The 23,944-nt window shown below is 69.8% G+C and carries 23 protein-coding genes and 2 tRNA genes; 15 read left to right on the forward strand and 10 right to left on the reverse strand.

Annotation, left to right across the window (positions count from 1 at the left end; all coding sequences use genetic code 11):
* Nucleotides 1-27: 27 nt before the first annotated feature.
* Nucleotides 28-840, reverse strand: coding sequence for an aldo/keto reductase (locus G531_RS0110950; protein ID WP_026927293.1), 813 nt, complete (start codon nt 838-840; stop codon nt 28-30).
* Nucleotides 841-909: 69 nt separating this feature from the next.
* On the opposite strand from G531_RS0110950, the gene G531_RS0110955 reads away from it, so the two are divergent.
* A complete protein-coding gene (locus tag G531_RS0110955) occupies nt 910-2,127 on the forward strand; it encodes an MFS transporter (protein WP_026927294.1) in 1,218 nt (405 codons plus the stop codon).
* 47 nt (nt 2,128-2,174) lie between these two features.
* Here the strand turns inward: G531_RS0110955 and G531_RS24600 are convergent, their stop codons facing one another.
* Nucleotides 2,175-3,026, reverse strand: coding sequence for an endonuclease domain-containing protein (locus G531_RS24600; protein ID WP_051215361.1), 852 nt, complete (start codon nt 3,024-3,026; stop codon nt 2,175-2,177).
* Between the two features lie 198 nt (nt 3,027-3,224).
* On the opposite strand from G531_RS24600, the gene argS reads away from it, so the two are divergent.
* Nucleotides 3,225-4,862: an arginine--tRNA ligase gene (gene argS, locus G531_RS0110965; RefSeq protein ID WP_026927295.1), complete on the forward strand. Its 1,638-nt coding sequence runs from the start codon at nt 3,225-3,227 to the stop codon at nt 4,860-4,862.
* A gap of 5 nt (nt 4,863-4,867) precedes the next feature.
* Nucleotides 4,868-5,353, forward strand: a complete 486-nt coding sequence (locus G531_RS0110970) for a PPOX class F420-dependent oxidoreductase (protein ID WP_026927296.1) — start codon at nt 4,868-4,870, stop codon at nt 5,351-5,353.
* Nucleotides 5,354-5,418: 65 nt separating this feature from the next.
* On the opposite strand, the gene ppgK is transcribed toward G531_RS0110970, so the two are convergent.
* From ppgK to scpC, 4 genes are all read right to left on the reverse strand, one after another.
* Nucleotides 5,419-6,177, reverse strand: a complete 759-nt coding sequence (ppgK, locus tag G531_RS0110975; protein ID WP_026927297.1) for a polyphosphate--glucose phosphotransferase — start codon at nt 6,175-6,177, stop codon at nt 5,419-5,421.
* 32 nt (nt 6,178-6,209) lie between these two features.
* Nucleotides 6,210-6,860, reverse strand: a complete 651-nt coding sequence (locus tag G531_RS21935; protein WP_051215362.1) for a DUF1707 SHOCT-like domain-containing protein — start codon at nt 6,858-6,860, stop codon at nt 6,210-6,212.
* 75 nt (nt 6,861-6,935) lie between these two features.
* A tRNA-Arg gene (locus G531_RS0110985) sits at nt 6,936-7,009 on the reverse strand.
* A gap of 63 nt (nt 7,010-7,072) precedes the next feature.
* Nucleotides 7,073-8,590, reverse strand: coding sequence for a succinyl-CoA:acetate CoA-transferase ScpC (gene scpC, locus G531_RS0110990; protein WP_026927298.1), 1,518 nt, complete (start codon nt 8,588-8,590; stop codon nt 7,073-7,075).
* Between the two features lie 154 nt (nt 8,591-8,744).
* Here scpC and G531_RS0110995 point away from each other — a divergent pair.
* The 4 genes from G531_RS0110995 to G531_RS24605 all read left to right on the forward strand — a co-directional run bounded on the left by G531_RS0110995 (nt 8,745) and on the right by G531_RS24605 (nt 11,576).
* Nucleotides 8,745-8,818 (forward strand) — tRNA-Gly (locus tag G531_RS0110995).
* Nucleotides 8,819-9,062: 244 nt separating this feature from the next.
* Nucleotides 9,063-10,454: a glucose-6-phosphate dehydrogenase gene (gene zwf, locus G531_RS0111000; protein ID WP_026927299.1), complete on the forward strand. Its 1,392-nt coding sequence runs from the start codon at nt 9,063-9,065 to the stop codon at nt 10,452-10,454.
* Nucleotides 10,455-10,604: 150 nt separating this feature from the next.
* Nucleotides 10,605-10,928 (forward strand): hypothetical protein, encoded by a 324-nt coding sequence (locus tag G531_RS0111005; protein ID WP_026927300.1) that lies wholly within the window; start codon nt 10,605-10,607, stop codon nt 10,926-10,928.
* A 60-nt stretch (nt 10,929-10,988) separates the two neighbouring features.
* Nucleotides 10,989-11,576 carry a GNAT family N-acetyltransferase gene (locus G531_RS24605; RefSeq protein WP_051215363.1) on the forward strand — a complete coding sequence of 196 codons (588 nt, stop codon included), beginning with the start codon at nt 10,989-10,991 and terminating at the stop codon, nt 11,574-11,576.
* Between the two features lie 10 nt (nt 11,577-11,586).
* Here the strand turns inward: G531_RS24605 and G531_RS0111015 are convergent, their stop codons facing one another.
* Nucleotides 11,587-12,528 (reverse strand): AEC family transporter, encoded by a 942-nt coding sequence (locus G531_RS0111015; protein WP_026927301.1) that lies wholly within the window; start codon nt 12,526-12,528, stop codon nt 11,587-11,589.
* A 190-nt stretch (nt 12,529-12,718) separates the two neighbouring features.
* Here G531_RS0111015 and G531_RS0111020 point away from each other — a divergent pair, with 190 nt between their 5' ends.
* Genes G531_RS0111020 through G531_RS0111045 form a run of 6 tightly spaced genes read left to right on the forward strand, consistent with a single transcriptional unit; the run spans nt 12,719 to nt 16,393 of the window.
* Nucleotides 12,719-13,381 carry a DUF998 domain-containing protein gene (locus tag G531_RS0111020; RefSeq protein ID WP_035758558.1) on the forward strand — a complete coding sequence of 221 codons (663 nt, stop codon included), beginning with the start codon at nt 12,719-12,721 and terminating at the stop codon, nt 13,379-13,381.
* 32 nt (nt 13,382-13,413) lie between these two features.
* Nucleotides 13,414-13,785, forward strand: coding sequence for a YciI family protein (locus tag G531_RS0111025; RefSeq protein ID WP_026927303.1), 372 nt, complete (start codon nt 13,414-13,416; stop codon nt 13,783-13,785).
* Nucleotides 13,782-15,068 carry an RNA polymerase sigma factor gene (locus tag G531_RS0111030; protein ID WP_051215364.1) on the forward strand — a complete coding sequence of 429 codons (1,287 nt, stop codon included), beginning with the start codon at nt 13,782-13,784 and terminating at the stop codon, nt 15,066-15,068. Before G531_RS0111025 ends, G531_RS0111030 begins: the two co-directional genes overlap by 4 nt.
* A gap of 57 nt (nt 15,069-15,125) precedes the next feature.
* Nucleotides 15,126-15,488, forward strand: coding sequence for an ArsR/SmtB family transcription factor (locus G531_RS21945; protein ID WP_035758559.1), 363 nt, complete (start codon nt 15,126-15,128; stop codon nt 15,486-15,488).
* A complete protein-coding gene (locus G531_RS0111040) occupies nt 15,485-15,955 on the forward strand; it encodes an SRPBCC family protein (protein WP_026927305.1) in 471 nt (156 codons plus the stop codon). The genes G531_RS21945 and G531_RS0111040 overlap by 4 nt, the downstream gene beginning before the upstream one ends.
* Nucleotides 15,956-15,958: 3 nt before the next feature.
* Nucleotides 15,959-16,393: a VOC family protein gene (locus G531_RS0111045; protein WP_026927306.1), complete on the forward strand. Its 435-nt coding sequence runs from the start codon at nt 15,959-15,961 to the stop codon at nt 16,391-16,393.
* A gap of 39 nt (nt 16,394-16,432) precedes the next feature.
* On the opposite strand, the gene G531_RS21950 is transcribed toward G531_RS0111045, so the two are convergent.
* Together G531_RS21950 and G531_RS0111055 are read right to left on the reverse strand one after the other, a co-directional pair.
* Entirely contained in the window at nt 16,433-17,995 is a 1,563-nt protein-coding gene (locus tag G531_RS21950; RefSeq protein ID WP_081684042.1) for an ABC1 kinase family protein, read from the reverse strand.
* Between the two features lie 86 nt (nt 17,996-18,081).
* Entirely contained in the window at nt 18,082-20,508 is a 2,427-nt protein-coding gene (locus tag G531_RS0111055; RefSeq protein ID WP_245630460.1) for an HAD-IC family P-type ATPase, read from the reverse strand.
* A gap of 151 nt (nt 20,509-20,659) precedes the next feature.
* On the opposite strand from G531_RS0111055, the gene G531_RS0111060 reads away from it, so the two are divergent.
* Nucleotides 20,660-21,994 carry an ATP-binding protein gene (locus G531_RS0111060; RefSeq protein WP_026927308.1) on the forward strand — a complete coding sequence of 445 codons (1,335 nt, stop codon included), beginning with the start codon at nt 20,660-20,662 and terminating at the stop codon, nt 21,992-21,994.
* The gene (locus G531_RS24610) at nt 21,991-23,064 is read left to right on the forward strand and encodes a tetratricopeptide repeat protein (RefSeq protein WP_026927309.1); all 1,074 of its coding nucleotides are present in this window, start codon (nt 21,991-21,993) and stop codon (nt 23,062-23,064) included. The genes G531_RS0111060 and G531_RS24610 overlap by 4 nt, the downstream gene beginning before the upstream one ends.
* On the opposite strand, the gene G531_RS24615 is transcribed toward G531_RS24610, so the two are convergent.
* Entirely contained in the window at nt 23,000-23,773 is a 774-nt protein-coding gene (locus G531_RS24615) for a phosphatase PAP2 family protein (protein WP_051215365.1), read from the reverse strand. The two genes, G531_RS24610 and G531_RS24615, sit on opposite strands and share 65 nt — an antisense overlap.
* Nucleotides 23,774-23,944: the final 171 nt, after the last annotated feature.

The raw sequence follows: 23,944 nt of genomic DNA on the forward strand, positions 1-23,944 counted from the left end.
TGCCCGCCCGTTCACGCTCCTCCCGGATCAGGCCGGAGGGTTCTCGGGGTCGCCCCCGACCCGGTTGTCCCGGTTCAGCCCGTCGATCGCTTCCTTCTGCTCGGTGGTCAGCTCGAAGTCGAACAGGGCGATGTTCTCCCGGATCCGGCTCGGGGTGACCGAGCGGGGGAAGACGATGAGGTCGTTCTGCAGGTGCCAGCGCAGGATCACCTGGGCCGGCGTACGCCCGACCTCCTCGGCGATGTGGGTGATCAGCGGGTTGCCGATGTCGTGATTGCGGCCCAGCGGGCTCCAGGACTGGGTGAGGATGCCGTGCTCGTCGTTGAAGGCGCGCAGGTGCGGGCGGGTGTGGCTGGGATGCACCTCGATCTGGTTCACCGCCGGAACCACCGACCCGGCCTCGAGCACGTCGGTCAGGTGATGTTCGAGGAAGTTCGACACCCCGATCGAGCGGGTCAGGCCCTGCCGCTGCAGGTCCTCCAGCGCCAGCCAGGCCTGGACGTAGGTGCCCGGGACGGCCCAGTGGATCAGGTAGAGGTCGACCTGGTCCAGGCCCAGCTTCTCCAGGCTCTCGGCCAGGGCGGCCGGGGCGTCGGTGTGTCGGTCGTTCCACAGCTTGGTGGTGATGAACAGTTCCTCGCGCGGGATCCCGGACTCCCGGATCGCCTGCCCGACCCCCTCCTCGTTGCCGTAGATGGCGGCGGTATCGATGTGGCGGTAGCCGGTCTCGAGCGCGGTACGCAGCGCCGGCACGATGTCGTCGGAAGAGATCTGCCACACGCCGAAACCGAGCTGCGGAATGGTGTGCCCGTCGTTGAGCACCAGGTCAGGAACAGTCATGGCCCCCATCCCATCACGCCGGTCAAGCTCGAATGGTTCGGCGCGCGACGGACGAGTAACCTGCCGCCCGTGACTAAACCTCGGTGGTCCGCATGGCAGGTCGTCTTCGGGTTCGGGCTGGTCAGTCTCTTCGCCGACATGGTCTATGAGGGGGCCCGGTCGCTGTACGGACCGGCCCTGCTCGCGCTGGGCGCCAGTGCCGCGGTGGTGGGTCTGGTCACCGGTGCCGGGGAGGCGATGGCGCTGGTGCTGCGGCTGTTCGCCGGGCCGATCGCCGATCGCCGCGGCGCGCACTGGTCGTTCACCATCGTCGGCTACGGGCTGACCGCGGTGTGTGTCCCGCTGCTCGCGGTGACCCCGCGGCTGGGCGCGGCCGGGCTGCTGGTCGGCTCGCTGCTGATCCTGGCCGAACGGGCGGGCAAGGCGGTGCGGTCGCCGTCGAAGTCGGCGCTGCTGGCCCAGGCGGCCCGCTCGGTCGGGCGGGGGAAGGGCTTCGGGGTCCACAAGGCGCTGGACCAGCTCGGCGCCTTCTCCGGGCCGCTGCTGGTGGCCGCGATCGTCGCGTTCACCGGGTCGATCTGGACCGGCCTGGCCTGGCTGGCGGTGCCGGGGGCGATCGCGCTGGTCATCCTGCTGGTGATCCGGCGCGCGGTCCCGGACCCGACCGTCTACGACCCGAAACCGTCCGCGGCGGCGAAGCCGGCACCGCAGAGCTGGTGGCGCGCCGCCCTGGGGGCCAACCTGCCGGGGGCCTTCTTCGGCTATGCCATCGCGATGGCGCTGACCACCGGGGGACTGGTGACCTTCGCGGTGCTGTCGGTCCACCTCAGCCGGCAGGGCGTCCCGACGGCCGCGATCCCGGTGGTGTACGCCGGGGCGATGCTGGTCGAGGCGATCGCGGCGCTGCTGACCGGCTGGGCGTTCGACCGGCTCGGCTCCCGGGTGCTGCTCGTGGTGCCGATCCTGGTGGCACTGGTGCCGGCGCTGGCGTTCGGGCCGGTCCTCGGGGTGACCCTGGTCGGGGTGGCGGTGTGGGCGCTGGCCTATGGCATCCAGGACTCCACGATCAAGGCGCTGGTGGCTGACCTGGTTCCGGCGCACACGCTGGCCAGCGCCTACGGGATCTTCGCCGCGATCCAGGGGGTTTTCGCGATCGGTGGCGGCTTCCTGGCCGGCTACCTGCTGGACCGGTCGGTGCCGGCGCTGATCGTGGTGATCGCGGTGGCCCAGGCGGTGGCCCTGGTCCTGCTGATCATCACGCTGCGCCGGGTGCATCGGGCCGGCTGACCGGTCGGGCGCGGTTCCTGGTCCGATCCTGCCGCCAGAAGGCGAATTCATGCGACTTTGCCCTCTGCGGCGAGGTCTGGAGGCAGGATCGGGACACCGCGGCGCAGTGCCAGCGCGTGCCGGATCCAGGGCAGGGCCCGATCTTCGAGGTGTTCCCAGGCCAGCCGGATGACCATCCACCCCTCGGTCTGCAGATCGTTGGATTTGGTCCGGTCGTCGATGAAGGCCCGGTGGCTGCGATGGAACTCCCATCCGTCGAACTCGATCGCGATCCGATGCTGCGGAAAGATCAGGTCGACCACCCAGCCGGCCTTCGAGACCCGCACGTTGGTGCGCCAGCCGGTGATTCCGGCCCGGCGCAGCATCTGGTGCAGCATCCGCTCGGCCTCCGACCACGGCCGGTCCCGGGAGTCCCGCAGAATCTGCCGCCGCTCCGGGTTGCCGGTGCGCCCCGGCATGGCGGCAAGGGCGGTCCACATCTGGGCCAGCGCCTGCTCGGCCCGGTGCTCGCCACTGTGCAGCAGCACCTCGTCGACGACCGCACCCCCGAGCGCGGGGATCAGATCCACCGCGGTGTAGGCCGGCGTGGTGAACCGCAGCGTCGCCTCAGCGGTGAAATCCAGCGGGATGACCCGGCGCACCGCGGTGATGTGGTCGCTGCCGAAGCGGTGGCGGCTGGCGACGGTGAGCCGGATCGGTGGCTCCTGCTCCCGCCAGCCGAGCCAGCGGGCTCCGAGGCCGAGCACGATCGCGTCCGGATCCTTCAGAGCGGTCGCCCGGATCAGGGCCCGGGCGGAGAGCTCGTCGGAGTAGATGCCGGGGAGCAGCCGGATCAGGCCGCCCTTGCGCTGGAGCGCTCGGATGCGCGCTCGGTCCTGGGTGAGTCGAAGTACCTCCACACCGGGAAGGCTGGAAATTTGGGGCTGAATCGTGCGGTGCTGCTCGGGATCGTGTCCCGATCGTGACACCAGATGCCCGATTCGGCCCGAATCCGGCCCATTTCGGGCATCTGGTGGCAGGATCGGCCCACTGCGGGCCCCTGACCTGCCCGCAAACACGGGCCGGGGCGGATGGTTGACCGTGAAAGAATGTGCGGCATGTCGTCTTTGCCTTCCCAGCTCGCTGCGCGGATCGAGGCCGTTGCCGGAATCGATCCCGAGTTGCGCGCGGCCACCAAGCCGCAGTTCGGTCACTACCAGTCGAACGTGGCGCTGCGCCTGGCCAAGAGCGAGGGCAAGCCGCCGCGCGAGATCGCGCAGCGGATCGTCGCCGAGGTCGACCTGTCCGATCTGTGCGAGACCCCCGAGGTGGCCGGGCCGGGCTTCATCAACTTCCGGTTGCGCAATGACGTGCTGGCCGGCACCGCGACGCAGATCCTCGAGGATCCGCGGTCCGGGGTCACCTCCACCGAGCACCCGCAGACGGTGGTGATCGACTACTCCTCCCCGAATGTGGCCAAGCAGATGCATGTCGGCCACCTGCGGACCACGATCATCGGCGACTGCTTCAACCGGGTGCTGAGCGCGGTCGGGAACATGGTGATCCCGCAGAACCACATCGGTGACTGGGGCACCCAGTTCGGCATGCTGATCGAGGAGATCCTCGACGAGGGGATCGACGCCAGCACCCTCACCCTGGATGAGTCCGACGCGCTCTACAAGCGGGCCGCGGCCCGGTTCCGGGAGGATCCCGAGTTCGCCACCCGCGCCCGGGCCCGGGTGGTGGTCTTCCAGGGCGGGGACGAGGAGTCCCTGGAGATCTGGCGCCAGTTGATCGACACCTCCAAGGCCGGCTTCAACGAGGCCTACGACCGGTTGAACGTGCTGCTCACCGACGCCGACCTGGCCGGCGAATCGACCTACAACGACGACCTGCCGGTGGTGGTCCGCGAACTCGAGGAATCCGGCGTCGCGGTGATCGACAACGGCGCCCTGTGCGTGTTCGTCGAGGGTTTCTCCGCCCCGTTGATCATCCGCAAATCCGACGGCGGTTACGGGTACGCCACCACCGATCTCGCCGCGATCCGGCGCCGGGTCCGCGACCTGCACGCCGACCGGATCATCTACGTCACCGACGCGCGGCAGGCCGGCCACTTCGCGCAGGTCTTCGCCGTGGCCCGCAAGGCCGGCTACCTGCCCGACAACGTGCAGGCCGAACACGTCGGCTACGGCATGGTGCTGGGCACCGACGGCAAACCGTTCAAGACCCGCGACGGCTCCGCGGCGTCGCTGTCCAGCCTGCTCGATGCCGCCGAGGAGGAGGCGAGCCCGGCGGTCGCCCTGGCGGCGATCAAGTACGCCGACCTGTCCAACGGGCTGCAGAAGGACTACGTCTTCGACGCCAACCGGATGGTGCAGACCACCGGCGACACCGGCCCCTACCTGCAGTACGCCCACGCCCGCTGCTGTCAGGTGCTGCGCAACGCCGAGGCGATCGACGACGCCCACGTGGGCCCGATCACGGTGTTGGCGGAGCCGGCCGAACAGACCCTGGCGCTGACCCTGTCCCGGTTCGGGGAAGTGGTGGCCAACCTGGCCGCCGATCTGCAGCCGCACAAGCTGTGCACCTACCTGTTCGAGCTGGCCACGGCGTACTCGACGTTCTACGAGCAGTGCCCGGTGCTGAAGTCCGAGGGCGCGGTCCGGGACTCCCGGCTCGGGCTGTGCGCGGCGACCCGTAATGTGTTGCGCACCGGGCTCAACCTGCTCGGTATCGAAGCTCCCGAACGGATGTGATCCCGATGGCTCGCACGATTGCCACGAACAAGAAGGTCGATCTCGATTCCCTGCTCGAGTTCATCCGGCCCCGCCACCGGATGACCCTGGTGACGATGCGCAAATCCGGGCTGCCCCAGCTGTCCCTGGTGACCGGCGGGGTCGACGAACAGGGGCGGATCGTCATCTCGACCTACCCCGGCCGGGCCAAGACCAACAACGCCGAGCGCCACCCGCAGGTATCGGTGCTGGTCCAGTCCGATGAGTGGAACGGGCCGTGGGTCCAGGTCGACGGCACCTGCGAGGTGCTGCACCAGCCGGAGTCCACCGACGGGCTGGTGGAGTACTTCCGCTGCATCTCCGGGGAGCACCCGAACTGGGACGAGTACCGCGAGGCGATGGCCCTGCAGAACAAGTCGCTGCTGCGGATCACCCCGACCGGGTGGGGCCCGATCGCGACCGGCGGGTTCCCGGCCGACATCGCCGCCAAGCTGGACGCCCAGGACGCCTGAGCCCCCGGGACGCGGGCGGGATCGGCGCCGACCGGCCCGCCCGGCTGACCTACCGACCGGGGAAACTAGGCCGTCTGCGCAGCGAGCCAGGCGGCCCCGATGATGCCGGCGTTGTTGCGATGCTTGGCCGGCACGATCGGCGTACGCAGGTCGAGGCGGGGCAGGAACTTGTCCGAATCCCGGGAGACCCCGCCGCCGACCACGAACAGCTCGGGCCAGAACAGCGCCTCGATGGTGGAGTAGTACTTCTGCAGCCGGGGCGCCCATTCCTTGTACGACAGGCCCTTCTTGTCCCGTACGCCGGAGCTGGCGACGGTCTCGGCGTCCTTGCCGTCGATCTCGATGTGCCCGAACTCGGAGTTGGGGATCAGGACGCCGTTGTGCAGCAGGGCGGTCCCGATGCCGGTGCCGAGGGTGGTCACGATGACCAGGCCGGACTGGTTCTGGGCGGCGCCGAATTGGGCCTCGCAGACTCCGGCCGCGTCGGCGTCGTTGAGCAGGTGGACCGGGCGGCCGAGCTTGTCGGCCAGCAGCTTTTCGGCTTCGCAGTCGAGCCACTCGGGGTCGATGTTCGCCGCGGTCCGCGTGACGCCGTGGGTGACCACCGCCGGGACGGTGATCCCGATCGGGGCGTCGGCGTCGACCTGGTCGGTGAAGTGGTCGACGACCTCGGCGACCACCTTGGCGACGTTCTTCGGCGTGGATTTCGACGGCGTCAGCAACTTGAACCGGTCGGTGGCGAGCTCGCCCGCCGTCAGATCCACCGGGGCACCCTTGATGCCGGAGCCGCCGATGTCGATACCGAGAATGGGCCGCGTCTTCATAAGGGTCACAGTAGCGCCGCGGCCCGGTTCCGTCACGAAGTCTTGCGGCCCTTGTCCTTCTTCTTCCGCGGGCCCTTCACCTCGTTACCGCCGAGGATCGAGAAGCCGCGCAGGATGATCCGGGGGCCGCCGGGGACCGGATCGACCTTGACGTCGGTGCCGCCCAGAAACGCGGCGCTCTCATCGCGGACGTCGACGCCCTCGGGCACCCGGATCTCGTTGCCGCCGAACAGGTTGAAGGAGTTGATGATGATCTCGTCGGATTCCCAGATCGCCTCGGTGAAGTCGAGGTCGGAGCCGCCGAAGATCGCGGTGATGTTGATCCGCTTGCGGGCGGTCCACTGGCCCTTGCGGGTGGTGCCGCTGAAGATCGAGACGATGTTGTCGTCCTCGCCCGAGTCGCCGGTCGACCGGGTGATCACCGGGCCGGCCGTCTCGCGCCGGGCGGGGGAGGGGTACGCCGGGGGCATCGGCACCAGGTCCCGGGTCAGCGGGGTGAGGTCATCGAAGGTGATCGCCCGCAGGGCCGCCTCGGTGCGCATCTCGTGTTCGTCCTTGGTGAGGCGACCTTCCTGGAAGGCGGTGTCGATCACCCCGAGGACCAGGTCGCGGTCCTGGTCGCTGGCACGCAGGTCGCCGCCCACGGCGGGCCCGACATCATTGGGTTCATAGGCGCTGCTCATGTATTTCACGCTACGCGTCGGGTGCCGGCCGGGCATCGGGGAAGGCCCCCAGTTCACACGGGGAACCCCGAGAGTTGGAGCGGGCGGCCGGAATCGAACCAACGTCATTCCTCAGGAAGAGGATCGTGCTGCCACTGCACCACGCCCGCAGAGAGATCAACCTTGCCACAGCCGCCGGGGGCGCGCCAAATCGGGCCCCCGGCGTACGCGGGTCAGCTCGGCTGCATCGTTCCGGTCTCGGCCAGGCGCAGGTGCCAGGAGAACGCCTGGGCGAGGTCGTGCGGGGTGTGCATCCGGCCGGCGTTGATCGCCTCGGCGTGCTTGACGTACTCGCGCAGCGGTTCCTTGTAGTCGGGGTGGGCGCACTTGTCGATGATCACCGCGGCCCGCTTGCGGGGGCTCAGGCCGCGGATGTCGGCCAGGCCCTGTTCGGTGATGATCATCGCGGTGTCGTGCTCGGTGTGATCGATGTGCGAGGCGAACGGGACGATGCAGGAGATCGCGCCGTTCTTGGCGGTGGACGGGGTGACGAAGGCGGAGACGAACGCGTTGCGGGCGAAGTCGCCGGAGCCGCCGATGCCGTTCATCACCCGGGTACCAGAGACGTGGGTGGAGTTCACGTTGCCGTAGATGTCGGCCTCGATCATGCCGTTGCAGGCGACCAGGCCGAGGCGACGGATCACCTCGGGGTGGTTCGAGATCTCCTGCGGGCGCAGCATGATCTTCTCCCGGAAGTACGCCGCGCGGCGGTTCATCTCCTCGGCCATCTTGGGGGACAGGGAGAACGCCGTGGCCGAGGCGAAGTCGAGTTTGCCGGATTCGATCAGGTCGACCATGCCGTCCTGGATCACCTCGGTGTAGGAGGTGAGGTGTTCGAAGGGGGAGTCGACCAGGCCGATCAGGACCGCGTTGGCGACGTTCCCGACGCCGGACTGCAGCGGCAGCAGGGACTTGGGCAGCCGGCCGCGCTCGACCTGGTGGACCAGGAAGTCGAGCAGATGGTTCGCGATCGCGATGGAGGCTTCGTCGGGTGCCTTGAACTCGGAGTTCCGGTCCGGTGCGTCGGTCTCCACGACCGCGATCACCTTGGCCGGGTCGACGTTGTAGGTCGTCTGCCCGATCCGGTCCTGCGGGCGGTTGATCATCACCGGGCGGCGGTTGGGCGGCAACGCGGTGCCGTAGTAGATGTCGTGCATGCCGAGCAGTTCCTGGGACTGCCAGGCGTTGACCTCGAGGATCACCTTGTCGGCCAGATCGAGCCAGGACTTGTTGTTGCCGACCGAGGACGCCGGGACGACCTGTCCGTCGGGGAGGACCTCGGTGACCTCGACCACGGCGACGTCGAGGGTGTCGAACACCCCCTCCCAGACCCGCTGGGCCAGGTGGGACAGGTGGATGTCGCTGTAGTCGATCGTGCCCTCGTTGATCTTGGCGCGCATGATCGGATCGGACTGGTAGGGCGTACGGAAGCCGATGCCGTCGACCGCGGCCAGATCGCCGTCCAGTTCGGGGGCGGTGGAGGCGCCGGTGAACAGGTCGATGGTGAACTCCTGGCCGGCGTCGTGGGCGGCTTTGATCCGCTTGGCGAGCGCGCCCGGCACGACCTTCGGATAGCCGGCGCCGGTGAAGCCGCTCATCCCGACCCGGTCCCCCGGCCGGATCTGGGCGGCCGCGTCCTCGGCGGACATGATCTTGCTGGCGAAGGCGGCGTTCCTGACGCGCTCGGACATCCTGTCTCCCCTCGAAGGCGGCCCCGGTCGTGGGCGGGCCGGCTAGGAAGACCCTATCGGGGGAGGTGCCGCGCGGGGGCTGCGGGGGACCCGATTTTGTTCGTGGATTCGGTGGGTCTCGGGCGGTCTGCTAAGCTGGCGCAGCCACGCGCTTGCGAATGTAGTTCAATGGCAGAACATCAGCTTCCCAAGCTGAGAATGCGGGTTCGATTCCCGTCATTCGCTCCACATATTCCCCCCTTGTCAGGCCGGGTTTCACCGGCCGCCGGTGGATCCTTCGAATACGCTCCGGTACGGATTTGCGTACGATCTGAGTCGAGCGGGGGACTGCGGTCGGGCTTTGCTGGACTGGTGGTTGATCACCCACCAGCGACCCCTGTGTACGATGATCAGCACCCCGCGGCCGCCACGCCCGGCGTACGCGGAGGTCCCGGGCCGAGGCCGGCCCGCCCGAATCGGCAAGGAGCCAGCCATGAATCCCAGGTCCGACGCGGTCGTTATGTTCGGCGCCACCGGCGACCTGGCCAAGAAAAAGCTCTTCCCGGCGCTCTACCATCTGGCCGACCACGGCGGCCTGGATTGCCCCGTGATCGGGGTCGCCCGCTCCGCCTGGGACGACACCACCCTCCGGGAGTACGCCGCCGCGGCGATCCAGCAGTCCGTCGGCGCCGACACCGACGACGCGGTCCTGCAGGACCTGCTCGGCCGCCTGCAGTACCTCTCCGGCGAGTACGGCGATCCGGAGACGTACACCCGGCTGGCCGGCATGCTCACCGGCGCCCAGATACCGGTGATCTACCTCGCGATCCCGCCGTCGATCTTCCCGTCGGTGATCGACGGGCTGCGCGAGTCCGGCCTGGCCGAACGCAGCCGTCTGGTGGTGGAGAAGCCGTTCGGCCGCGACCGCGCCTCCGCCCGGGAACTCAACCAAACCCTCTCCGGCGCCTTCGACCAGGACCGCATCTTCCGCATCGATCACTACCTCGGCAAGGAATCGGTGGAGGGGCTGCTCGCCTTCCGCTTCGCGAACACCCTGCTCGAACCGCTGTGGTCGCGCCAGTACGTCAAGAGCGTCCAGGTCACCTTCGCCGAAGGGTTCGGCACCGAGGGCCGGGCGGGCTTCTTCGACAACGTCGGGACCGTCCGCGACGTCCTGCAGAACCACCTCCTGCAAACCGTCACCCTGCTGGCGATGGAACCGCCGATCTCCGAGGACGCCGACTCCTACCGCGACGAGGAGGTCCGGGTCCTGAAACAGTGCGCCCCGTTGCGTCCCGAGGACACCGTGCTGGGTCAGTACGTCGGCTACCTCGACGAGGACGGGGTCGCCGACCAGTCCCGGACCGAGACCTTCGTGGCGACCAAGCTGACCATCGACTCCTGGCGCTGGGCCGGGGTGCCATTCTACCTGCGCGCCGGCAAATACCTGCCCGGCGCCGCCACCGAAGCCATCCTCGAGTTCCACCGCCCACCGCGGATGCTGTTCGCCGGGGAGGGTGCCACCGTACCCAAGGCCAACCGGATCCATCTGCGGCTGGGCCACAGCGACGGGGTCACGCTGGCGATGCAGGCCAAATCTCCGGGCAAACAGACTGTGACCCGGGAGGTCGGCCTCGATGTGGACTTCGCCTCCGCGCTCGGACAACGCCGCGAAGCGTACGAACGGCTGCTCGATGACGCGATGAGCGGCGCCCGCCACCGGTTCGCCCGGGAGGACACGATCAGTGAGGAATGGCGGATCGTCGACGAGATCCTGGACCAGGAGACCCGCCCGCTGCCCTACTACAAGCACACCTGGGGCCCGATCGAGGCCGACCGGCTCCCCGGCCCGGACGGCTGGCACGAGGTCTCCCTCAAGGTCTGAGGGCTCTGCCGCGTCCCTGTCTCAGGAACGCGACTTGGGTGTACGCCGAGTCCGGCGCACTATGGAATATGCCGCTCCCCATGGGCGGCCGGACAACGATGACCGTCAACCCACACCCGCGCAGCACCTGCTGCCAACCAGGAGGTCATCATGCCCACTGATTTCGCGACCGACAACGACAACGTCACCCCGATCGCCAGCGCGTTCGTCACCGACAACGGCATCGACACCGTCGTGGACCTGTTCGACGCCCCCGCCTTCAAGGTTGACGATTTCGTCGTCCGCCCGCACTGGGCCCGGGTCACCGCCAGCCAGGACCGGCGCGGCCGGGTCACCACCGACGTCCAGATCTCCGGTCTGGCCGGGGGCGAGACCGTCACCCTGAACTACCGGATCGGCAAGTCCCTGCGGACGCCGGTGCTGGTCCGCCAGATCGCCGCCGACGTGGTCGAGCACCACGGCATGGCCGCCTGAGCGCCGAAGATCCGGAAAACTCCGGCCGCCCGCCGCGGCCGGAAAACCTAGACTGAGTCGATGACCGTCACTGCGACGACCCCGGGCCCGGCGGAGATCCTGGCCCGGGCCTTCCACCACGACCCCTGGATGCAGTTCGTCGAACCCAGCCCGAGCAGACGTCCGGCGCTCGCCGCGGGGGTGTACGCCGGAATGCTCAACACCGGCACCGCCCACGGCACCAACGACATCACCGACGGCATCGGCTCGGCCACCTGGCTGCCCCGCACCAGGGCGACCACCGACCTCCTCGATGCCTTCCGCACCGGGCTCGGCCAGGCCGCCCTGCGCCTGGGCCCGGCCGCGCTGTACCGCCTGCTGAACACCGAACGCTTCGTCGAATCCACCGCCAACTCGGTGATGGCCGGCCGCGAGCACATCTACCTCGCCCTGCTCGGCGTCGACCCGGACCACGCCCATCAGGGATTCGGCAGCCGGTTGGTCCGCACCGGCCTGGCCCGCGCCGACGCCGCGGGCCTGCCGGTCTACCTGGAGACGTTCAACCCGCACAATCCGGGCTTCTACGAGCGGTTCGGCTTCCGGGTCCACCGCTTCGTCGACCGGCGCGGAATTCCGCCGTTCTGGGCGATGGTCCGCGAACCGGCCTGACCGTACGCGCCTACCCGCCGGTCAGCACCCGGGCCAGCGCCACCACGCCCATCAGACACGGGACCGAGGCCACCGACGTCACGGTCACCACATCCCGGGCCAGGCGTACCGACTGCTCATAGCGCATCGCGAAGATGAACACGTTCTGCGCGGTCGGCAGCCCCGCCATCACCGTCACCGCCAGGGTCACCACCGGATCCAGCCGGAACACGAAGTGCGCCAACAGCAACGCGCTGATCGGCATCACCAGCAGCTTCAACACCGAAATCACCCCGACCTCGGCCAGGTCCACCAGCTTCGGCAGCGGCGACAGCCGCAGCGCGATCCCGAAGGCCAGCAGCATCGACGGCACCGCCATCCCCGCGATCAGCTCGATCGGATCCATCAGCAGCTGCGGCACCTTCCAGCCGGCCAGGTTCACGATCAGCCCGAGCAGGCTCGCCACCGTCAGCGGATTCCGCAACGGCAGGGTCAGATTCCGCGCCCAGGAGACCGGTTTCCCGTCCCGCTTGGCCTTGCGCGCATCCAGCACGGTCAGCCCGAGCGGCTGCAGGATCAGCAACTGCAGCAGCAACAGCGGCGCCACCCACGAGGTATCGCCCAGCACGTACGCCGCGATCGGCACACCCATGTTGTTGGCGTTCTGGTAGCTCGCCCCGTACATTCCGATGATCCGCGCCGACAGCGTCCGCTTCCAGCGCAGCGAAATCAGAAAGTACAGCCCGGCCGAGATCACCACCGCCAGCACCGAGACCAGGATGTTGGTGTGGAACAGCCGGTTGATGTCGGTACGCGAGACCAGCCCGAACATCAGACACGGCATCGCCAGCAGGAACGCGATCCGGCTCAACCCGCGCTGCGCCTGCTCGCCGAGAATCCCGAAATGGGCGGTCAGCAGGCCGGTCAGAATGACCACCCAGATGACGAAGAACCCCTGCAGAACGTCGATCATCGGCGGACGCCGGGGGAACGGGGGCCGGCGGGCGCCGGCGTACGGATGAAGGCCATAGCAGCACCGTAGGAGGTTGCCGATCAGCGCGAAAGTACATCCCACCCGAGGCCATGTCGAAAGCGGTCCGCCCGCTCCGAGGTACCGGTAACCGCCGCCGCACCGACGGCGCATCCCGAGTCAGGAGATCGCCATGACCACCACCGCCCGTACCGCCGCCCGCACCTCCACGCCGCGCACCGACCGCGCCCGCCCGCGCACCCGAACGCTGCTCACCGCCGCCGCCCTGGCCGGCCCCTTCTTCTTCGTCTCCTCGACGGTCCAGGCGCTGGCCCGTCCCGGCTTCGACCTCCGCATCCATCCGCTCAGCCAACTCGCGACCGGTGGTCCCGGCTGGATCCAGCAACTCACCTTCGTCCTCGCTGGACTGGGCTTCCTCGCCCTGGCGGTCGCGTACCGCCGGATGCGGCCCACCGGCATCGGCCGGCGCCTGGTGCCGGTGTTCCTGAGCATCTTCGGGGCCGGGATCGCCGCCGCCGGAATCTTCCCGATGGATCCGCAACTCGGTTTCCCGATCGGCGCCCCGGCCGGCCCGGTCGACCTGTCATGGCACTCGATCGTGCACAGCACCGCCGCCGCGGTGGCCTTCACCGCCCTGGCCGGCGCCTGCATCACCGCGCTGGTCCGCCACATCCGGGCCCGCAACGTCGCCGCCTCGATCGCCGACGGCCTGGTCGCGCTCGTCCTGCTGCTGCCGGTCTCGCCGACCGGGGCGAGCATCCAGGTCGCCGCCACCGGTCTGATCGCCTACACCTGGGTCACCGGGTACGCCCTGGCGCTGCGCCGAGCGGCGTAGCGTGGATCCGGACCGCCACCGAGGAGACCGAGATGAAGTATCTACTGTTGGCGTACACCCCCGCTGCGGCCTGGGATGCCGCGACCGCCGACGCCCCGAACGAAGAAGCCCTGGCCGCGTACGCCGTCTATCAGCAGTTCGAGGCCGAACTGGTGGCGAGCGGTGAGTTCGTGCTCAGCGAGGGACTCGGCCATCCGGCCGTCACCACCACCGTCCGCCGCACCGACGCCGGGGTGGTCGCCACCGACGGCCCCTTCGCCGAACTGAAAGAGGTACTCGCCAGCTTCGCGATCATCGATGTCGCCAACCAGGAACGCGCCCGCGACATCGTCGCCCGCGTCGTCGAGATCCTCGGCGAGCCGATCGAGATCCGGCCGATCATGGGCGACGACTACGCCGGATGACTCCGGTGCCGACCCCGGCGGACGCCGAATCCCTCGAGCACGTGCTGCGTACCGAAACACCGCACGTGCTCGGGGCTCTGGTCCGCCGGTTCGGCCGCTTCGCGCTCGCCGAGGACGCGGTCCAGGAGGCGCTGATCACCGCCGCGACCCAATGGGCCGCCGACGGGCTGCCCGAGCAGCCGCGCAGTTGGCTGATCCGGGTCGCCTATCGCCGGATGATCGACCTGCTGCGCTCCGAACAGGCGACCCACCGCCGCGAGCTGGAACTGGCCCACGGCGACCCGGACCTGCTCGATCCCAGGCCACCCGGCCCCGCCCCGACCGATCGGGACGACAGCCTGCACCTACTGCTGCTGTGCTGCCACCCCGCACTCAGCGAGGTCTCCCGGGTCGCCCTCACCCTCCGCGCGGTCGGGGGACTCACCACCGCCGAGATCGCCCACGCGTACGGCACCACCGAGGCGACGATGGGCACCCGGATCAGCCGGGCCAAGCAGACCCTGCACCGGGCCGGTGCCCGCTTCGCGATCCGCGACGAGGCGGACCTGCGCACCCGCGTGGCGGCGGTGCTGCGCGTGCTCTACCTGATCTTCAACGAGGGCTACACCGCCACCACCGGCGACCGACTCACCCGCACCGACCTCACCGCCGAGGCCATCCGGCTCACCCGCCTGCTGTACGCCCTGCTGCCCGACGACGCCGAGGCGGCCGGCCTGCTGGCGCTGATGCTGCTCACCGACGCCCGGCGGGCCGCGCGCACCGACCCGGCGCACGAACTGGTCACCCTGCCCGACCAGGACCGGGCCGCCTGGGACCGGGCACTGATCGCCGAGGGCCGCGCCCTGATCGACGGGGTGTGGCGGCCCGAGCACGTCGGCCCCTACCAACTCCAGGCCGCCATCGCCGCCACCCACGCCCGGGCCGCGACCGCCGCCGACACCGACTGGCCGCAGATCGCCGCGCTCTACCTGTGGTTGGAGCAGCTCCAGCCGACAGCTCCGGTACGCCTGGCCCGGGTGGTCGCCGTCGCCCACGCCTTCGGCCCGGGCCGCGGGCTGGCCCTGCTCGGGCAACTCGAACGCGACCACGGGCTTGGGGCCGAGCCGTTGATCGCCGGGCGCACCCATGCGGTCCGCGCCCACTTGCTCGACCGGCTCGGGGACCACGACCGCGCCGCCCAGGAGTACCGCGCTGCCGCCGAACTGACCGGCAACGACACCGAACGTCGCTACCTGCTCCGGCGGGCCGAGCAGGCTGCGGAACAGTCCGCCGAAGGGGGTTGACTTCCGGGCCCGACCGGCGTACTAATGAAGTATCTCCTTTATTAAGGAATCGGTGAAATGGTTGCTACGGATTCCCTGAGCCTCGTCTTCGGGGCACTGGCCGATCCCACCCGGCGCGAGATCCTGACCAGACTCGCCCAGGGGCCCGCAACCGTCGGCGAAGTGGCCGAACCGTTCGCGATGAGTGCCCCGGCGATCTCCCAGCACCTCAAGGTGCTGGAACGCGCGGGACTGGTCACCCGAACCGCCCACGCCCAGTGGCGCACCCTCACGCTGCAGGCCGAGCCCCTGGATGCGGCCTCGGCCTGGGTGGAGCGGCAGCGCCGCGAGTGGAATCTGCGGCTGGACGCGCTCGAGGCCCACCTGGAAACCCTGCAGACCCCACCGACCCACCACCCAGCCCCGGAGGCAGAGCAATGACCAGCACAGACACCACCCTCGACACCGACGCCGAGTTCACGATCACCCGCACCCTCGCCGCACCGCCCGAACTGGTCTGGCGGGCCTGGACCGACGCGGCCGAACTCGCGCACTGGCTGCACCCGGCGGGGGTGTCCTCGGCCGGCGTCTCCTGTGACGTCCGGGTCGGCGGCCGGTACCGCTACACCATGACCAACGACGAAACCGGCGAGCAGTATCCGACCGGCGGGGAGTACCTCGAGATCGACCCGTACCGACGCCTGGTGTTCACCTGGGGCGATCCCGATGCCCCGGTCGCCGGGACCCCGGTGATCACCCTCACCTTCACCGAGCACGGGTCGGGCACCGACCTGGTGTTCCACCTGCGCGGCTTCGCCGGCACCCCCGGCGACGGCTTCGTCTTCGACGGCTGGGCCGAGGCGCTGACCAACCTCGGCCGCCACCTCACCGGCGACGCGGTGGGCTGAGCGATGGCGATCCGAATGGACAACGTCGGCATCGTCGTCGCCGATCTCACCGCGGCCATCGACTTCTTCACCGACCTCGGCCTCGAACTCGAGAACCGGATGACGATCGAAGGGGAGTGGTCCGGGCGGGTCACCGGGGTCGCCGGTCAGCGTGTCGAGATCGCCATGCTGCGTACGCCCGACGGCCACGGCAAACTCGAACTCTCCCGCTACCTCGAACCGGACGTGATCGCCGACCACCGGCAGGCCCCGGTGAACGCCCTGGGCTACCTCCGGGTGATGTTCGAACTCGACGACCTCGACGCCACCCTGGTCCGGCTCGCCGACCGGGGCGCGACCCTGGTCGGCGAGGTCGTCAACTACGAGAACGTCTACCGGCTGTGCTACGTCCGCGGCCCGGAGGGGATTCTGCTCGGCCTGGCCCAGTACATCGGCTGACCCCGACAGGCTCGCCCCATTCCCAGCCCCGGCCCCGCCTCAGTCCCGGTGCCGCTTGCGGGCGAGCACCAGCAGGGTGGACGCGATCATCCCGGCCGACACCACCATCCCGGTGACCAACCGGGTGGTGAGGCGGTCCAGTCGATCCAGAGAGGCATTGAGGACGTCGTCGCGGACATTGACCTCCACCTCGCCGGACTCGACCCGCTCCAGGATCCGGCGCAGTTGGGCCGGTAGGTCATGGCTGAACACCACCTGCTCACCGAGCTGCTGCTCGACCCACTCGGTCAGCCGCTGCGGCTCCAGCCGGCGCTGGAGATACCGCCGGGCGTGATCGTTGGCGATCTCCATCATCGACAGGTTCGGGTCGAGGATCCGGGTCAGCCCGTCGCTGACGGTGAGCATCCGCAGCAGCAGGGAGAGGTCGGGGGAGAAGTTGAGCCCGTGCTCCCGCGAAATGGTCGTGAGATCCTCGGCGAGTTCGACTATCGAGATGTCCTGCAGCTTGTTGGCGCGCAGCTTGTCGACCAGGTCGCTCACATCGTTGCGCAGCTTGTCCTTGTCCAGGTGATGCCGCGGCGGGGCCAGATTGAGCAGCGCCGACAGCAGGAGGGTGTCGTTGCGGGCGGCGAACGCGCCGACCACGCCCATCAGCCGCTCCTGGTCCCGGTCGCTCAGTTCGCCGACCATGCCCCAGTCGATGAACGTCACGGTGTTGTCCGGTTGGACGAACACGTTTCCCGCGTGCGGGTCGGCGTGGAACTGGCCGAACTCGAACACCATCCGCATCAGGGCGTCCACATAGGTCCGGGCCACCACGGTCGGGTCGACCCCGGCCGCGGTGAGCGCCGCCGGATCGTCGGGGCGCAGCCCGCCCACCTTCTCCTGGGTCACCACCCGCGAGGTGGTCAGCGACGCGTCGATCCAGGGCACGTGGATCGTCGGATCGTCGGCGAACCGGTCGGCCATGTCGGTGCAGACCCGCGCCTCGGTGGTCAGGTCGACCTCGGCGCGCAGGTTGGTGGCGAACTCCTCGAAAATCGCGACCAGGCCTATCTCCTTCATCTCCGCGTTGTGGCGTTCGAGGGTCCGGACCAGGTCGCCGAGCAGGGCCAGATCATCCTCGACGGTCTCGGTCACCCCGGGTTTGCGTACCTTCACCACCGCGGCCTGCCCGCTCGGCAGGACCGCGGCGTGGACCTGGCCGACCGAGGCCGAGCCGAGCGGTTCGTCGTTGAAGGTGGGGAACAGGGTCTCCGGATCGGCGTCGAACTCATCGGCGATGATCTGCTTGATCTCGGCGACCGGGACCGCCGGGGTCGAATCGGTCAGACTCGCCAGGGCATCACAGTATTCCGGCGGCAGCAGATCGCGCCGCATCGACAGCACCTGACCCAGCTTGACGTACACGGTGCCCAGCTCGGTCAGGATCGTCACCAGCAGTTCCGGCCGGATGTTGCCACTCTGCGCGGCCTGATCGTCGTCGTTGTCGGGGCCGAACGGCAGCCACGTGCTCAGCCCGGACTCGATCGCCAGGGCGCGCAGGCCGTTCCGGCTCAGCACCTCCGCGATCTGCCGGGAGCGGGCGATCCGGTGCTTCATCGCGTACGCCCCGCTCCGGCTCGCCGACGGACAGTGATCTCGGACACATCGTGGTAGGCCATGGGCCCATCATGCCCAATGCACCCTCACCCGCCGGTGGCCAGGGTCCGACCCTTCGGGAACCGGGCCTCGATCAGCCAGGTCAGTTCCACCACCACGATCCCGATCGCCGCGAGCCCGAGCGCCAGCCAGGTGTGCGGCCAGTTGGTCGGGTCGAGCTGGAACACCTGCCGGGTGAGCGGCAGCGCGAACATCGCGAACGAGCCGGCCATCATCAGCACCACCAGCAGCGCCTTCCACCACGCGTATGGACGGGCCACCATCGCCAGCACCCACAACGCGATGGTGATCAGGGTGATCAGCGCCGACGTACTCGCTTGCACCTGGGTGGTGGTGCCGGCGACCACCGAGGGGTGCACCAGCAGGTAGCAGACGAAGCAGGCGACCGCGATCACCACCCCGGACGGGATCGACATCCGCATCACCCGGCCGACGAACCCGGGCCGGGCGCGCTCGTGGTTGGGGGCCAGCGACAGGATGAAGCTGGGCAGCCCGATGGTGAACCAGGCGGTGATCGTCACATGGCGCGGCAGGAACGGGTACGGCAGCGCGCCCAGCCCGATCAGCCCCGGGATGCCCACCAGGAAGGCGAGCAGCACCGAGTACACCGTCTTGGTCAGGAACAGCACCGCCACCCGCTCGATGTTCCCGATCACCCGGCGGCCCTCGTTGACCACGTGCGGGAGGGTGGCGAACTTGTTGTCCAGCAGCACGATCTGCGCCACCGCCCGCGCGGCCGGGCTGCCGGCGCCCATCGCGACGCCGATGTCGGCGTCCTTGAGGGCGAGCACGTCGTTGACCCCGTCGCCGGTCATCGCGACGGTGTGCCCGCGGGACTGCAGCCCGCGTACGATGCTGCGCTTCTGCGCCGGGCTGACCCGGCCGAACACGGTGCGGTCGGCAATGGCGTCGGCCAGTTCCTCGGTGTCGGTGGGCAGGGTGCGCGCATCGACCGGATGGTCCGCCCCGGGCAGGGCGAGGTGCCGGGCGACCGCGCCGACCGAGGTCGCGTTGTCGCCGGAGATCACGTTGACCCGGACATCCTGTTCGGCGAAGAAGTCGAGGGTGGTGCGCGCGTCGGGGCGTACCTTCTGATCGAGGACGACCAGCGCGACCGGACGCAGCGGCGGCAGGTCCGCCCCGGGCGCACTGTTCGGGAGACTGTCGGCCCGGGCCAGCAGCAGGACCCGCAAACCGCTGGCGCCGAGCTCCTCGGCCTCGGCCCGGACCGCGTCCCCGGTGGGCAGCAACACATCCGGGGCGCCCAGCAGCCAGACCCCGTGCTCGGCGAAGTCGATCCCGCCGTACTTGCGCGCCGAGGAGAACGGCAGCGTCGCGACAGCGGTCCAGCCGGGGGAGTCGGGGTACGCCGCGGCGATGGCCAGCATGCTCGCATTCGGGCGCGGGTCGTCGGCGGCCAGCGCGGCCAGCGCCACGGCGGGGTCCTCGCTCGGGTCGGCGGGGGCGACCTCGCGCAGCTCGCTGAGCACCATGGCGTTCTCGGTGAGGGTGCCGGTCTTGTCCGCGCAGACCACGTCCACCCGCGCCAGGGTCTCGATGGCCGGCAGCTCGTTGATCAGACAGTTGCGTCGACCCAGTCGGATCACCCCGACCGCGAACGCGACGGTGGTGAGCAGGATCAGGCCCTCGGGCACCATCGGGACCAGGGCGCCGACCATCCCGCGCAGGGCGTCCGACAGCGGCTGCCCGTCGGTGAGCTGGTTGTAGATCGACAGCGCGCCGGCCGGGATGAGCAGCCAGGTGATCACCTTCAGGATCTGGTTGATGCCGGTGCGCAGTTCGGAGTTCACCAGGGTGAACTTGGCCGCTTCAGCCTCGAGCCGGGCCGCGTACGCCTCCCGCCCGACGGTCGTGGCCCGGTACAGGCCCCAGCCGGCGGTCACGAAGGCCCCGGACAGGACCGAGGCCCCCGGCGCGGCGGGGACCGGATCGGCTTCGCCGGTCAGCAGCGACTCGTCCAGTTCCAGGCCCTCGGCGGCCAGCACCTCCCCGTCGACCACCGCCTGGTCCCCGGGGCCGAGCTCGATCACGTCGCCCAGCACGATCTCGTGCGGCGGGAGTTCGCTCACCCGGCCGTCCCTGCGTACCCGCGGATGGGCCTCCCCGGTGATCGCCAGCCGGTCCAGGGTCCGTTTGGCGCGGACCTCCTGGATGATGCCGACCAACGAGTTGGCAACGATGATGATCGCGAACAGGGCGTCCAGCAGGTAGCCGGTGGAGATCACGATCGCGGCCAGGATGGCAAAGATCGCGTTGAACCGGGTGAACACGTTGCCGCGCACGATCTCCCCGACCGTGCGACTGGCCCGGTCGGGAATGTCGTTGACCTGGCCGGCGGCAACGCGGTCGGCGACCTCCGCGGCGCTCAGGCCGGGAATCGAGTCCAGGTCGGCCGCGGCCGGACCCTCGTTGCCCGCTGTGCGGTGCGGCACGTTCATACCTGCTGACGTTACGCGCGCACCGAAGCCCGCCGCAGCGCGTCCAGTAGATATGGTCAGGGTCTTCCGGCCGCAGATCCGGCGGGGGCCCGGCGGCGCAGCCGGAACCGGCCGATCCGGCCCCCGGCCGATTAGCATGTGCGGCATGGCCAATCCCCTGATCGAGTCGCTGCTGTACGCCGTGGACGCGCGGCCCGCCGATGTGCCGCTGCGGCTGCACCTCGCCGAGCTGCTTCTCGCCGACGGTCGCGGGCCGGAGGCCGTCCAACAGTGTGCGGTCGCCCTGCAGCACGATCCGAGCAGCGTCCAGGCCCACGAAGTGATGGGCCGGGCCTTCGCGCAGCAGCACCCGACGCCCGAGCCGCCCGCAGCTGCGCCACCGCACCCCGGCCCCACCGCGCCCGCGCCCCAGGCGCCCACCGGGCCGGCGGCCCAGGCGCCCGGCGGGTCCGCCGCCGGTGACGGGACCGATCCGACGTTCAGTTGGTCGGCCGCCGAGGAACAATTCCGCGACGGTCCCGGACAGATGTTCGTGACCGACGACCCGACCCGGACCGAGTCGCTGGCCGACGGGGCGCCCGCGCACGTTCCGCCGGAGGACGTGTGGGAGGTGGAGCGGGCCGGGGTCACCCTCGCGGATGTGGGCGGGATGCAGCAGGTGAAGGAACGCCTGGAGATCTCCTTCCTGGCGCCGATGCGCAATCCCGAACTGCGTCAGCTGTACGGCAAGAGCCTGCGCGGCGGGTTGCTGCTGTACGGCCCGCCCGGCTGTGGCAAGACCTTCCTCGCCCGCGCGGTCGCCGGTGAGATGGGGGCCGGCTTCATCAACGTGACCCTGGCGGACGTGCTGGACATGTACCTCGGGCAGTCCGAGGGCAACCTGCACGAACTGTTCCAACTGGCCCGCCGCTCCGCGCCCGCGGTGCTGTTCCTCGACGAGATCGATGCGATCGGGCACAAACGCACCCAGAGCGTGTCCGGCGGCCTGCGCAATGTGGTCAACCAACTGCTCCAGGAACTCGACGGCGTCGGCTCGGAGAACGAGGGGGTCTTCGTGCTGGCGGCGACCAATACGCCCTGGGATGTGGATCCGGCGCTGCGCCGACCCGGGCGACTGGACCGGACCGTCCTCGTGCTGCCGCCCGACGAGCCGGCCCGCGCCGCGATCCTGCAGCACAACCTCTCCCGGCGCCCGGTCGAGGGCATCAACCTGGCCCGGCTGGCCCGCGACACCGACGGCTTCACCGGTGCCGACCTCACCCACCTGTGCGAGAGCGCCGCCGAACTGGCCATGATCGATTCGGTACGCTCCGGCCGCCCGCGGATGATCGGGATGAAGGATCTCACCACCGCGCTCAAGCAGATCCGCCCGTCGGCGCGGCCCTGGTTCGACACGGCCCGCAACGTGGTGACCTACGCCGACCCGAGCGGGGAGTACGCCGAACTCGCGGCGTACATGAAGCAGAACAAGCTGCTGTGAGCACAGATCTCGGACAGCAACTCCAGCGGGCCAACGAACTGGTCGGGCTGGGCCGCGACCGGCAGGCCATGGACCTGCTGCTGCACCTGCTGCGGGCCCACCCCGATGCGGCCGGGCCGATCGAGATCTGCCTGGCGCGCGCCCACCTCGTCGCGGGTCGCCCCGACGAGGGCCGGCAGCATGCGCTGCAGGCGATCGCCCTGGCGCCGGAGGTCTACGGCGGGTACCTGTTCCTGGGGATGGCGCTGCATCAACTGGGCCGCCCGCAGGACGCCGTCGAGCCGCTGCGGACCGCGACCCAACTGGACCGCGAGGACGCCGACCCGCCGCAGCGGCTGGCCCAGGTGCTCTCCGACCTGGGCCGCGCCGACGAGGCGTACGCCGCCGCCGCGGAAGCCCTGCGGCGTGATCCGCACACCGCCGACAACCACTTCGCGATGGGCTACGTCCTGCATGACGCGAACCCGACCGAGGCGACGCGCGCGTACCGCAAAGCGCTCGAACTCGACCCCGAGCACCATGGCGCCAAACACAACCTCGCCGGCCAGGCGATCCAGCGCGGCGACTGGACCGCCGGCAGCCGCGGGATGGCCCAGGTCCTGGCCGACAGCCCCCAGGCGGGGACACCGGTGTTCCTGCTCGATCAGCGCGTGGTCGGCACGATCCGGTGGCTGCACTGGGTGCTGCTGGTCGGGTTCCTCGGCTACGGGATCGCCGCATCCCTCGGTGGCGTGGCGCCCCTGCTGTGGACGGTGGTCGTCCTGCTCGGCGCCGTGGTGGTCGGCAGCGTGGGCCTGAAACCGCTCCGGGCCGCGTTGCCCCAGCGAGGGGCACGGTTCCTGCGCGGTTTCCCGCGACGCGAAGTCATCGCCGCGGTCTGGGCGGGCCTGCTCGGGCTCGGCTGGCTGTGGCTGCTCGGATCCTCCATCGCCGGGCTGGTCGGCCCACCCGATGCCCGGTGGGCCGGGATGGGCGTCGTCGGGTTCCTGGCGGTCGGCCTGCTGCTCAGCTGGGCACGCCTGCCGATTGCCCGGGCCCGGATTCGCCGGTTGCGACACCGCGCCGGCTGAGCGACCAGCGCGGACTCTCCAGCAGCGGCCGGACCCGCGGCTCGATGGTCCGGTTCCAGATCGGCAGCCAGATCAGGACCATCGCGGCCGAGATCAGGAACGGAGCGATGACGTCACTGGGGTAGTGCACCCCCAGGTAGAGCCGGGCCAGGCCGACCCCGACCGCGAACAGCAGGCCGATCACGGCCACCGCCCAGCGCTGGGCCCGGGTGCGAGTGAGGACCAGGAAGACCGCCAGGCCGAGAGCCAGGGCAAAGGCGGTGTGGCCACTGGGAAAGCTGTCGGGAAGCGCCTCCACAGCCAGCGGATGCACCGCATCGGCCGGGGGACGCAGTCGCGGCACGATGATCTTGGCGGCCGCGGCACCGAGCCAGACCACCACGGTGACCGACCCGAAGCGGGCCGCGTCCAGGCGCCGGCCGCGCAGGAACAGCCACAGACACACCACGATGAGCAGGACAATGGCACCCACCGGGCCGATTCCGTAGTTCACCGCCTGCGCCAGCGCGTCCAGTACGCCGTCGCGGTGTCGGGCCATCGCCTCGTCCGGCAGGATCTCCGGGGTCAGCACCCCCCACGATCGGGCGACAAGCCCCAGCCCGATCGACACGGCGAACAGTGCCACCCCGAGCACCACCCACCGCCACGCGCGGACCCGGCCACCCAGCCAGCCCTCCGAAACCTCATCCCGATCTATCGACTCGGTCATCGTCCACCCTTTCGCAGACGGCCGGTTCATCCGGGGAAGGCCCCCAGGAAGTGCTGTCGCAGGACCGTCACCCCATCATCCCTGGGCGCGCAAGTACCGTCCGAAGTGCGGCACGGTGAACGCGATCCGACCCCGTTCCCCGGAATAGATCAGGCCCTTCTTCATCAGGGC

Source organism: Granulicoccus phenolivorans DSM 17626 = NBRC 107789 = JCM 15570 (genome assembly GCF_000423085.1).
Lineage (GTDB): Bacteria > Actinomycetota > Actinomycetes > Propionibacteriales > Propionibacteriaceae > Granulicoccus > Granulicoccus phenolivorans.